The sequence below is a fragment of the Serratia sp. BNK-12 genome, assembly GCF_047456085.1.
Lineage (GTDB): Bacteria > Pseudomonadota > Gammaproteobacteria > Enterobacterales > Enterobacteriaceae > Serratia > Serratia liquefaciens.
This window is the reverse complement of the sequence record NZ_CP179896.1, coordinates 4,642,656-4,654,874: the sequence shown is the minus strand read 5'-3', so window position 1 is coordinate 4,654,874 and position 12,219 is coordinate 4,642,656. Positions and strand designations below refer to the sequence as shown.

Here is a 12,219-nt window from a genome sequence, read left to right as displayed (position 1 = left end):
TGTCATCCGTAGGCGGGCCGCACGCTGTGCCCGTGCCGTTTACCACAGTTATCCCCGATGTCATCCGTAGGGGCGCCGCATGCCGCGCCCGTGTTGTTTGCCACAGCTATCCCCGATGTTATCCGTAGGGGCGCTGCACGCTGCACGCTGCGCCCGTGCTGTTTGCCACCGTTATCCCCAATCGACACGCCTTACTTCGCCCAAAAAACGAGCCAACGTGACTGCGGCGACGATTTTTTCAGCACTTAACTCATTGAACAACGGATAAGTGTTGCACGTGGATCGCTGAAAGGTATAATGCACCCGTTTTCCGCATACTACTTGCAGTGCCGAAGTGGCGAAATCGGTAGACGCAGTTGATTCAAAATCAACCGTAGAGATACGTGCCGGTTCGAGTCCGGCCTTCGGCACCATTAGTACAGCGCGAACAAGAAGCCACCGAGAGGTGGTTTTTTTGTGCCTGAAATCCAGTCCCGCGAGTTTTCCCTATCTCACCCATACTTATCCATTAACAGATTGCCGCATCCGGTCATTGCCACTTTTGCAGGCACGTTCTGCAGTTCCTTGAACGCCCATTTCCATCCAAGAGTTACTGGACTAACCGGGAGTGATGATTATCATGTTATCGATACTACCGATTCAGAGAGCGTGCTATGCAACATATCATTGAAGGTTTCCTCAGCTTCCAGAAAGAGATTTTCCCACAGCGTAAGGAACTCTTCCGCAGCCTTGCCTCCAGCCAGAACCCTAAAGCGCTTTTTATTTCGTGTTCTGACAGCCGCCTGGTACCCGAGCTTGTGACACAGCAAGATCCGGGGCAGCTTTTCGTTATCCGTAACGCAGGCAACATCGTGCCTTCCTTTGGCCCGGAGCCGGGCGGGGTGTCGGCGACCATCGAATACGCGGTTGTGGCATTGGGCGTCACGGATATCGTGATTTGCGGCCACTCGAACTGTGGTGCCATGAAGGCGATAGCTTCTTGCCAGTGCCTTGATCCGATGCCGGCAGTGGCCCACTGGCTGCATTATGCTGACGCCGCCAAAGCGGTGGTAGAGAAGAAAACGTGGGATAACGAAATCGACAAAGTTAACGCTATGGTCGAAGAGAACGTTATCGCCCAGCTTAATAACATTAAGACTCACCCGTCCGTTGCCGTGGGCCTGCGCAACAACGGCCTGCGTCTGCACGGCTGGGTGTACGACATCGAAAGTGGCGAGATCCGCACGCTGGATAAAAATACGAAGAATTTCGTGTCACTGGCGGATAACCCTGAAGTTCACTTCGAATAAAGCGATGCCAGGCCTTGGCTATGAAATTCAATCCACGTTTCGGCGTGGATTTTTTTTAGGGGCAGATCTAAATTGACCCTGACCCAAAATCCTGCTCCATTCAGAAACAGAATTCCGGCATGATAATGACTCCCCTGAACGGAGGATGTGCCGATGAAAAAGTCACGATTCGCCGAAGAGAAGATTGTTTTTACCCTGAAGCAGGCTGAACAGGGTACGTCAGTGCCGGACGTCTGTCGCAAGCTGAGCATTTCGGATGCCACTTTCTATACGTGGCGTAAAAAGGCTGGACCAACTCTGACTGATAAACACGGCTTTCTTGCATCCGCAACAAGTGGTTGTTTGCCTGTTCACTAAGTTCTAACAGGGCAGGGAGTACATGTGCGGAGGCTTTGAGCCAGGCGCTTACCTGCACTTTATTGTCTATTGAAATGTGCTCTTCGTTTTCAAGTGATTCAGCCAGGTACAATAAGCTGTGACAGAGCCCTTCAGCAGACTCCAAAGCGACGGCGCTCAGATCGCACAGCTGAATACCGTTGAGTTTACAGAATTGCAGGTCGGCAATGAGATTGCGGAAAATGGCGATGGGGCTGTCAGTCGAAGTTTAATTCGTACAGGTCATGATGATATTTCCTTGAAGAATGGTTATCACCAATGCCAAAGAGTTCCAAGCTTTGGTGGTGGCCCAGACAGGTTTGGAACTCCGGTCCTTTGATCACCGGCCAACCTTGCGGTTGTCCTGCCTGAGCCACCGAACTGAGTGTGCACGTAGGCGCTGAAAAAACACAAGCCTTTTCAGTAATGAAGGAGTCAGGGTTCCAATCCTGACTGCGGATTTTGCCGCAGTAAATAGACTATATTCTGGCTACTATCCATATGAAATATGGCTGGATGCATTTACAGGGATTTGTTGTTGGAATCGGACCCGCATAAAAAATAAAACTCTTACGTGCAGAACTACCTTGTCTGCGAGTACTTTATGAATCTGTGCTTTATTGTTCATCTCACTGAATTTTATTATAAATGACTATCCATGACGGGATCCCCGGCAGTAGCTAGTAGCAACAGCATGCTTAGGATCTCACTAGCGCGCTTTCTAATTGATAATTTTATATAAAGACTTATCCTATTTGCATCTTGTTGGTTGCTTTAAGTGAAGTGTGTACAGAATGTGCTCATATCGTGGAGTACTTCTAGCTGCTTTTTTGGTATAGAAATGATCATGCTGCCAATAAGTAGTTATAGCCATGTTACGTCGTCTTTGTTAGAGGCTAGATAGAGAGTTTTTCTTCGTCACTTGTGTAATTACTACTTGTAGCCGATGCACTCATAAAGTGAGTGATGCTTAGGCAGCTACCATGATTAATAGCAATTAATTAATTTCACATGAAATTATATTTTCATTATAAATCACTTGCCCATAAAAATTTATAGCGATTTTTGCGTATAGAATGGGTTGAGGAGAAGAAAATGAGGGTTTCAAATCCCCCACAAGCAAGGGATCTGATGGTAACTGCTCGAAGTTTCGGCAACTATGATCTTGCAGCAGCTCTTGCCGATCTGATTGATAATAGTATCAAGGCTAAGGCTACTCTGGTTGATATCAATTTTGAACTAGAGAAAATAGGTAGAGAAGTAGTTGTCAGGATTCGGGATAATGGGATTGGTATGGGTTTGGATACGCTAAGAGTGGCTATGCGTCCCGCAAGCACCAATCCAGAGGATGTAAGGGAACCGGACGATCTTGGAAGATTTGGTTGGGGGTTGAAATCTGCATCTCTTTCGCAAGCACGAATACTCACAGTTGTGTCTTGGCGTGATGGGGCTATTAGTGCTGCTCGATGGGATATCGATGATATTGACGATTGGGGAATGGAGATCATGGAAGGAGCAGAAGCAGAAAGTCTTTTGTCTGTTCCCTGTACATCTAAATCAGGAACTGAAGTAATATGGTCTCGTTGCGATCGTGTGCTTGATAGTGAAATCAATTCCTCTTTCGATGATTCTCTTACTTTTGCCATTGCACATTCCAATCAACAGCTTTCATTGATATTTCACCGATATCTTGCCGGGGAAGCAGAGAGGCGTTTGACAATCGCGGTTAATAATCGCAAGTTACGTTCAATCGATCCATTTATGATATCTCATAATGCTACACAGACCTTAGATGCTGAGGTTATTAAGACAGCAAACGGAGCTGTAATTAGTATTCAACCCTATATTTTACCGCATTTCTCAAAGTTAACTGTTGAGGAGCAGGTAATACTTGGCGGTTCTGAGGGAATGGTTCGTAATCAAGGATTTTATGTATATCGAAACAAGCGATTAATCATCTTTGGGACTTGGTTCCGGTTGGTTCCACACGGTGAACTCTCTCAGTTGACCAGGATCAAAGTCGATATTCCAAATACTGCTGATGCTGAATGGCGAATCACTGTAGATAAATCGGATGCTCAACTTCCGGTTGCTCTTAAACGCCGTCTTCAAGACGTTGTCAAACGTTTCAATCTACGCTCATTCTCTGTACACCGTAAAAAAGGTGTTTCTCTAGACATCCCGAAAGTCCAGTCTGTCTGGCTCCGTTATATCAAACATGGCCAGATTCATTATCGAGTAAATCGAGAACACCCTATCGTAGCGAGCCTATTGGGTATGGAGTCTGTCTCAAGTAATGCTGATGCCGTACTTCGGCTACTGGAGTCTTATTTTCCAACAGACAGATTTATTGCTGATGCTAACAGTTCAGGTGTTAATCAATGTCCAACTTCTACTGAAGAATTTGAATCTCTTGTTGATCAGTGTGTCATCAATTTTATTCAAGGAAATGAAGGGATACTTGAAGTTGACGCTTTTCTTGATTTCATCAGGGATGTGGAGCCATTTACAAGCCAATGGATATACACACAAAGCTATGTCCGAAAGATTACCGTCAAAAAGTGGGGGATGAAAAATGGATTTTGATGCGGCGCTTAGTTTTATTCGTACAGAGATAGATAAGGTTTTAAAAGGACGAATTCCTGTACCTAAAGGATTTCTCGATGATTATGTGAGAGATAAATCAGGAATTTCAAAAATTCTTGGGGAGGAGTTAGCTGACCGGTTGGTTAGACACCTTGAGACTTTCTATGGAACTAATCAGAGTGATGGTCATGTATTGAAAACCGACTTTGAGGAGTGGTATCCGAAGCGTAAAGGAGAGATAAATTTCTACTTCTGGCGTAGATTACAGAAATATTGGTTAGATCATTCAATTCTTCCGGTCCAAGTTGTTGGGTCTGTAGATAATGTTACAAATGAAATTATAGGCTTTCTTGGCGATCCTCAAGAGATAAAATCATGGCGTCGCCGGGGTCTTGTCATGGGACATGTACAATCTGGTAAGACAACCAATTATTCGGCACTTATTGCTAAAGCTGCTGATGCTGGTTACAGAGTAATTATTGTTTTGGCTGGACTTACCAATTCACTCAGATATCAAACACAAGTTAGGCTTGATCAGACTTTTGTAGGAAAATCTTCTCTTGGAGACTCAGTAACATCTGTTATATATCCGGTTTCTTACTCTTTCAAAGGTATTGAGGGCGAAAGCTCTGAGCTTCGTCATCCATATTGCGGAACAACGCAAGTTTCCGATTTTAATGTTGGGAAGGCCACGGGAATAGTAGCTGCCGAAGGTAACTTTGCTGACCCAATATTATTTGTGACAAAAAAAAATGAGAAAGTTCTTGAGCAACTTGCTGGTTGGCTGAGAGGGCTTCGCCAAGGGGGCCAGCTTGAGGGGCCAATGTTGTTAATTGATGATGAGGCGGATAATGCCTCAATCAATACAGCTAAGGATCCTGGGGTAACTACACGAATCAATGCTCGTATTCGGGAGCTTTTAGACTGTTCTCGACGCTCATCGTACGTAGGATATACAGCAACACCTTTCGCGAATATTTTCATTGATCCAGATACAAATGATGAAATGCTCAAAAATGATTTATTCCCTGAGCATTTCATCAAGTCATTGGAGCCGCCAGAAAACTACATCGGAGCAGATAAACTGTTTTCTGAAAAAGGTGAGTTTTACGATATCTGTGTAAGGCCTATTCCGGATGATTATAAAGATCTCCTCCGCCTCAATCATAAATCAGGAGATAAAGTCAAAGAGTTGCCGCAAAGCCTTAAGAATGCTGTTTTCGAATATGCCTTGTTCAGGTGTCTCCGTACTCTTGCAGGGGAAGGGGATCGCCACTCCTCTATGTTGGCGAATGTAAGCAGATTTAATGCTATTCAGCAGCAAGTGCATGACGAAATCTATCGTTTACTCCAAGATCTGAAAGCTGCTGCTGATGTATGGGGAGCAAGTTCAACTTGGGAACGATCCGAAATCCTTAGTTGTTTAAATGAGGTTTGGCGGAAGGAATATGAGAAATATTCTGAGTTTACTTGGGATGAAGTACGAGAGGTTCTGAAACAAGCTATCTCGTCGGTTGAAGTTCGTCTGGTTAATATGCGTGGGGGAGGATTGGACTATACTAAGGCTCCTGACCTAGGGCTTCATATAATAGCTGTAGGGGGATTGGCTCTTTCACGTGGTCTTACACTTGAGGGGCTTGCGATTTCATATGTTCTTCGCAATGTCGGGGCTGCTGATACTCTTCTTCAGATGGGGCGATGGTTTGGTTATCGTCCGGGGTATGAAAAGTTATGTCGGATCCATGCAACTAGAGATATGTTAGATCATTTCCGCGAGGTTAGTGACTCTGTTGAGGAACTGCGGGATGATCTTGTTCGGATGGAAAGGATGGGGCATACCCCAGATCAATTTAGCCTTAAAGTTCGCCAAAGTCCTACTGGTATAGCTATCACTGCTGCGAATAAAATGCGAGCAGCTAAACCTCTTCTGATTGCATTGGATTTATCAGCTCGCCATCTTCAAGCATATGAGTTGTTCAATAAAGATGATGTAAATGGTAAACATCTCGATGCTGTCAATTCATTGGTAACAATTCTAAATACAAGCTTTTCAGATAAACGTGTTAGAGATGAGTCCGCGTTTGTTTGGTCGGGTGTCCGAGTATCGGTTGTAAAGGAACTGCTTCAGAATTTTAAATTGCCTCAGCTTGAGTTTGCTTTAGGAAATGAAGAAAGGAGTTTGGCTTTGGACTACATTTCTGATCGGTCTGCAGTCGAACTTTCCACTTGGGATATTGCGATTCCATTTAGAAGAAAAGGTTCATTCGATTTCCCCCTCGCAATTGATGGGGCAGATGGTGTCTTCTGTCGTAATCGCCATAGCGGTTTTCCTAAATCTGATGATCCTGATGTTGTAAAAATTACTGAGAAAAACGTAGTTGCAGACGCCGCACCAAATGATCTTAAGTATGGTGAGTGTAGAGCTAAATTGGATGAGAAAATCAAAAAAATTAGAGAGGATAATCCAAAACTCAGTCCCGAGAAGGCGTGCTTGCTTGCCAGAGAGCGCCCTTTACTTGTGATTCATCTGTTCAATTTCAAGCTTGACGATAAGCATGGAAATAGTAAATCGCTTGAATTCAATGAGAAATTTCCTGTTGTAACGGTAAGTTTGGCTTTCCCAAATACTAGTATTCAGCCTCAACCACGCGAATATGCAATTTCCGTTCGGATGGCTCAGTTGTTGGAGAGACAACTCGAAGAAGCGCAGAGTGATGAGGATATATTCGATGAACAGTGATTTTACCGGAAAGTGGGACGAAATATCAGAACGAGGGCATGGTGCCGGGCGTTATCGTGTCTGTCCAGATCACCTGCTTGACATGTTTATTGGTTTTTCAATTGCGGGAGAACGTGAGTTTACTTTGGAGTCTTCTAAGGTGAGCTTTGATGTGGATGAGCTTCCTGAATTCGAGAACATGGTCGCACAATTGGGAGATGATTCGTTTATTCATCGTCTGACTTTGCGATTAACAGATCGTGGACTAACCGATCTCTTTTCGGTTATCTGTATTGATCTTGCAGAGGCGTCGTCAGTAGCGCAAACAGCGGAAGGTGCGGTCCAAACATTTGTGGTACGTCTAAATCGCTGGGCAGAGTTACTGCGTCGACGACGCACTCATGAGCTATCGTTCAAGGAGAGACTGGGCCTTCTCGGTGAACTGAGTATGTTGATTTGGGTAATCGACGAGTGTGGTGTCGATGCTCCATTGGCCATACGAGGATGGCGTGGTCCCGAGGGCGATACTAATGATATAGGTTTGAACAATGTACGCGTCGAAGTGAAAGCGCAGCTTTCAACTCAGCGTCAGTCATTGAAAATCTCATCCTTGGATCAATTGGACTGGGATGGCCGAAATTTGTTTATAACAGTCAATCGATTTAGTCCATCGAGTAAAGGATTAAGTTTAGCATCCTTGTCTTCGACTATTTCCACTCGGCTAGCAACGTGTAGCCACGGTTTTATAGAATTCCAGCGTAAGTTGATTATTGCAGGATATGATCCAGATGCTAGTTATGCTTCTGAGACATTCAAGCCTGAAGGATTGAGCATCTATCGAGTTGATGGGAATTTCCCGCGATTAGTGCCAAGTAATGTTCCTCGAGGGATAGCCAAGGCTAGGTATGATATCGACTGTGAAAGCATAAATGATTTCCTGATAGCTTCATCGGAATTAGAGGTCCTGATAAATGGTTGAACTTCAGGAGGAATACCTGTATCTGCATAAAGAGGTTTGCGTTGGTAGCATTGCGAATCATGAGCTTCAGATTACGGAATTTTTTCGAATCTACTCGTCGCTTGCTGCAGAGAATGGAGATACACCAGATATGGAGTATTGCCCAGTTCTTAGGGAGGGACTGGGTGGATACCGTGTTGATGGGTACGCACTGGATATACTAGAAAGTGAAGCCAGTGAGTCTGGAGATCTCTACTTGGCAGTTTGTGACTACCGCCAAGTAGAAGAACTACCTGCAATCAACAGCCGTGACATTGAGCGTGCTGTCGATGGTGTTGAGCGATTTTTCAAGGCTGCAACAAGTCGAAAATTTCTTGATAGCTTAGAAGAGGCTAGCCCTGCTTATCAACTCGCTTTACTTATTCAGCAATACAGCACGAGAATTAAGCGACTTCGTGTCATAATTTTTACTAACGGTCATTTGCGTATCCGCAAAAGCATCTTTGAAACGAAAGCTCTTGATGGCATTACCATGCATATCAATGTCCTTGACTTAGAACGCTACTCAAGGATTTCTTCAACTGGCGGGGAACCTGTTGAGATTGATTTTGATGAAAATTTCGATGGTGCTATCGAGTGTTTACCAGCCTCGGTTGGTGCAGATAGCTATCAGAGCTATCTCTTTGCGATCCCAGGTTCGGTGTTAGCAGCGGTTTTTGCAGCTTTTGGAAATCGTTTACTTGAGCAGAACGTCAGAACTTACCTTCAGGCGAAGACTGGTGTCAACAAAGGTATCCTGCGCACAATTGCAGATGAGCCAAGTATGTTCTTTGCCTACAATAATGGCGTTACAGCAACGGCATCTTCTGTGCTAACCCGAAGGCTTTCTAATGGTGCATTGGCTATATCCCATATCAAGGACTTCCAGATCGTAAATGGTGGGCAAACCACCGCATCACTTCTCTATGCTCGTGATGGTTTAGGTAAGAAGCTTGACCATGTTTATGTTCAGGTAAAGCTATCGGTAGTTGATGAAATGCGTTTGGCTGATGTCGTTCCGCGAATTTCAGAGTACGCCAACACGCAAAATAAAGTTTCTCTAGCTGATCTTGCCTCCAATAGTCCAGTACAAATCCGAATTGAGCGTTTTTCCAAAGAGACCTCCGTACCACAAAAAGCCGGTGAGCTGCATACTAGTAAGTGGTTCTATGAGCGTACTAGAGGCCAATACAAAAACCTCTTTGCCTATAAAACCAAGTCTGAACGCAACAAACTCGAGCTGATGTACCCGAAAACAAGACTCGTGACAAAGACAGATCTAGCTAAGTATGAATTGTCTTTTGATGGGTGCCCTCATTACGTTAGTGAAGGTGCTCAGAAATGTTTCAACCGCTATACGACATTGGTACTCTTGAAACTTGGAGAAGGCACCTTGCTTAGTGAAACATGGTTTCGCAGAGCAATGGCTAAAGCATTACTATTCATCGGTCTTGATGAGGCCATTCAGAAGTCATCGTGGTATCTAATGGATAGGGGTTACAAAGCCCAAATAGTCACATATACGATCGCAGCCTGTGCGAATGAGTTTCGTATAAGAAGCCAACAGATAGATCTAGATCGGATATGGCGAGAACAAAGTATCCCAATCTCATTGCTTGGCTGGATGCTTAAAGAAGCGAGCCTGGTTGCAAAAATTTTGAGATCTCCCCCTGACAACGTCAGGAACATATCGGAATTTGCAAAACGAGACTTTTGCTGGGAATTGTATGTGAAGGGAAAAATCGGTTCACCGGACGACTCTATTCTTCAGTTCGGCATCTCTATTGAAGATTACAATGATGAAACAAGACAAGGCAGTCGTGAAACAGCTAGGCGATTAGATATTGACTTCGATATTAAGGTAACTGGTTTGGTACATCGAGCGAATGACATCATCATTCAGGCTAATAAAATTGGTGCTGCATCTCCAAAAAACATAAGTGCCTTAACCAAGGTTGCTGCGGGTAATTTAAGTCTATCCAAAGGGGAGAAAACCGCTCTTAAATATTTGCTAGAACGGTTGAAAATCGAATATTAAGATTGATTGGTTATGGCCATTGCAAGCTGTTTACTAAGGTAGTGGCCGATATGTAAATTGTCTAGAATGCTGGAGGTTAGTCTTGGAGCTTCTATGCCAAAATCTTGGCTACGATTCCAGCAATTTGATTCGCCAAAAGTGGTGGCACTGCATTCCCAACTTGGTGGTACTGTTGGGTACGACCACCCTGGAAAAAGTAGTTGTCTGGGAAAGTCTGTAATCGAGCAGCTTCTCGTACTGTCAAACTTCTGCACTGTACCGGGTCATAATGGATGAAATAGTGTCCATCCTTGGATATGTGGCTAGTAATCGTTGTCGACGGATGATCTTTGATTTGTACTCTAAATCTGTCCGAAAACTTGCCTGACTCCCAGTTCTTATGGGCAGGGGCTAGCCCTGGCAAATTAAATTCCTTATGTCCCTTGGGCGATCGGTTGTAGACAGAAGCGAAGGTTGCGGCATAACCGTAACGTCCCAGATCGTCGATACGATGGCCACGAGTTTCATGGTTAAGCCAGACATTTAAGCGATCGTCTAATAGCCATTCATTAAGGTATTCGTGTCCTGTTTGTCCAGAAACACCGGTTTTTTTAGGCAGCCTTGTACTTCCTGTTGCTAGGACGCAACCTATACTGGCAGAGGTTTTTTGCAGATATGGGGCTAAATCTTTTACGGTACCGTCAGATGTCGACGCGACTTCTGTCAGTGTTTGCAGTTCCTTGCCAACCAACTCTGCCCATAAAGTATTGGAGTCCTTTTCTTTGCTTAACAAACTTCTCAAAGCAGGGAGACCTCCAATAGTATCTTTGACTGATACTGAGTTTTGGTAGGACAACTTGGGCAACTTACCTTGATAGCGATCTTCTCGAATCCCTAACAATATGACTCTATGGCGAGCCTGCGGTATGCCAAAGTCTTCAGCACGAATGATATATTTCGATAGATCCAGCTGGTTTGGATCATCACCATCACTAAATACTTGATCACTGACAAGTGACACTATGTGATAGCGCTGACCTTTTTTCGCTGCTCCCAAGGCAGCATTTGGATTGGCAAGATCTTTGAGGATCTCATGGAATATTTTTTGACCGTTGATAGTCGACGAGAGAATTCCTTTGACATTCTCCATGACAAAAATATCAGGTTGGTAGTTTTGTATGATCCTCAGGTATTCGCGATAGAGAAAATGGCGATGATCATCTTCTGCTTTGTAGTCAGCTTTACCCTTGTTTCTGGCTCTACCTACCAGTGAATACGCTTGACAAGGTGGCCCACCAATTAGCACCCAGGGCTCTTCAGGGGAACGTTTATCTAATGCTGTTTTAATTGAAGCATCAAGAGTAGCATTTCCATCGACGCTGCCGATTTCTATGCACATGGCTTCTTCACCTGCTTTATTCCAAAGCTCTTCGGTCTCAGCGCTATAAGGTTCCTCTGTTTGACCATTGCAGAAGCGATAGTAGTCATCCAGCTTCTCTGGTTTACTACTACAGAGAAGTCGGAAGAAGGCGCGGAGACGGAGAGTTTTGTGAGCAATAGGATCTTTCTCGGCTGAGACCGCTATCTGGAAGGTCTCACCATTGTTCAGCGCAGAGAAGCCTTCACCTAGCCCACCAGGTCCTGCAAAAAGGTCAACAATTGGTATCGGTAACGAAATTGTACTCATGAGTTCTATTTGTGATTTTAGTCAGGTAGCCAGGATACCAGGAAGAGACGCAAACAGGAAGCATCATGGATATTGTTGACCCTAAAACACGATCTAGAATGATGTCAGGCATCAAAAGCAAGAATACGCAGCCAGAAATACTCGTGCGTAAGTACCTTCATGAACAAGGGTTCCGGTTCAGACTGCACATTGCGGACTTACCCGGCAAGCCAGATATTGTTCTTCCCAAGTATAAACTGTGCATCTTAGTGCATGGTTGCTTCTGGCATCGACATGAAGGATGCCGTTATGCTACTACTCCATCAACCCGTCCTGAGTTTTGGATTAAAAAACTTGCATCGAATAAACAACGTGATATCCGCGTCAAGATGCAATTGCTGGAAGCGGGGTGGCGAGTATTCGAATTATGGGAGTGTGGTTTTAGAAAGAAGGGGGAAAATTCTTTAAGCTGGTTACCAGAGATGATCAAGAGCAATATTCAAACTCTAAGTTGGCCTGACTATATTTGCAGTGGGGATGCATAGCCAGGCGACAAACTCCTTTAGTGTT

7 protein-coding genes, 1 tRNA gene and 2 pseudogenes are annotated in these 12,219 nt (G+C 44.5%); 8 read left to right on the top strand and 2 right to left on the bottom strand.

The genetic code is table 11. The features are described 5' to 3' along the window. Positions 1–328: 328 nt before the first annotated feature. The 3 genes and pseudogenes from ACMGG1_RS21705 to ACMGG1_RS21695 form a co-directional block, all read left to right on the top strand. A tRNA-Leu gene (locus ACMGG1_RS21705) sits at positions 329–413 on the top strand. A 240-nt stretch (positions 414–653) separates the two neighbouring features. Continuing rightward, on the top strand, positions 654–1,289 hold the full coding sequence (locus tag ACMGG1_RS21700) for a carbonic anhydrase (RefSeq protein WP_020825036.1): 636 nt from the start codon (positions 654–656) through the stop codon (positions 1,287–1,289). A 153-nt stretch (positions 1,290–1,442) separates the two neighbouring features. Beyond that, positions 1,443–1,580 (top strand): annotated as a pseudogene (locus ACMGG1_RS21695) (transposase); the annotation flags it as partial. Between the two features lie 7 nt (positions 1,581–1,587). On the opposite strand, the pseudogene ACMGG1_RS21690 reads toward ACMGG1_RS21695, so the two are convergent. Further along, a pseudogene (locus ACMGG1_RS21690) lies at positions 1,588–1,875 on the bottom strand (hypothetical protein); the annotation flags it as partial. Positions 1,876–2,759: 884 nt separating this feature from the next. On the opposite strand from ACMGG1_RS21690, the gene ACMGG1_RS21685 reads away from it, so the two are divergent. From ACMGG1_RS21685 to ACMGG1_RS21670, 4 genes are read left to right on the top strand one after another with little or no spacing between them, the layout of a single operon-like run. Further along, a complete protein-coding gene (locus tag ACMGG1_RS21685) occupies positions 2,760–4,250 on the top strand; it encodes an ATP-binding protein (RefSeq protein WP_414161016.1) in 1,491 nt (496 codons plus the stop codon). After that, positions 4,240–6,990, top strand: coding sequence for a Z1 domain-containing protein (locus ACMGG1_RS21680; RefSeq protein ID WP_414161015.1), 2,751 nt, complete (start codon positions 4,240–4,242; stop codon positions 6,988–6,990). Before ACMGG1_RS21685 ends, ACMGG1_RS21680 begins: the two co-directional genes overlap by 11 nt. After that, the gene (locus tag ACMGG1_RS21675) at positions 6,980–7,948 is read left to right on the top strand and encodes a PD-(D/E)XK motif protein (protein ID WP_414161014.1); all 969 of its coding nucleotides are present in this window, start codon (positions 6,980–6,982) and stop codon (positions 7,946–7,948) included. Before ACMGG1_RS21680 ends, ACMGG1_RS21675 begins: the two co-directional genes overlap by 11 nt. Next, a complete protein-coding gene (locus tag ACMGG1_RS21670; RefSeq protein WP_414161013.1) occupies positions 7,941–10,004 on the top strand; it encodes an AIPR family protein in 2,064 nt (687 codons plus the stop codon). The genes ACMGG1_RS21675 and ACMGG1_RS21670 overlap by 8 nt, the downstream gene beginning before the upstream one ends. A 91-nt stretch (positions 10,005–10,095) precedes the next feature. On the opposite strand, the gene ACMGG1_RS21665 is transcribed toward ACMGG1_RS21670, so the two are convergent. Beyond that, positions 10,096–11,670, bottom strand: coding sequence for a DNA cytosine methyltransferase (locus ACMGG1_RS21665; protein ID WP_414161012.1), 1,575 nt, complete (start codon positions 11,668–11,670; stop codon positions 10,096–10,098). 65 nt (positions 11,671–11,735) lie between these two features. Here ACMGG1_RS21665 and ACMGG1_RS21660 point away from each other — a divergent pair, with 65 nt between their 5' ends. Then, positions 11,736–12,194: a very short patch repair endonuclease gene (locus tag ACMGG1_RS21660; RefSeq protein WP_308530106.1), complete on the top strand. Its 459-nt coding sequence runs from the start codon at positions 11,736–11,738 to the stop codon at positions 12,192–12,194. Positions 12,195–12,219 lie beyond the last annotated feature (25 nt).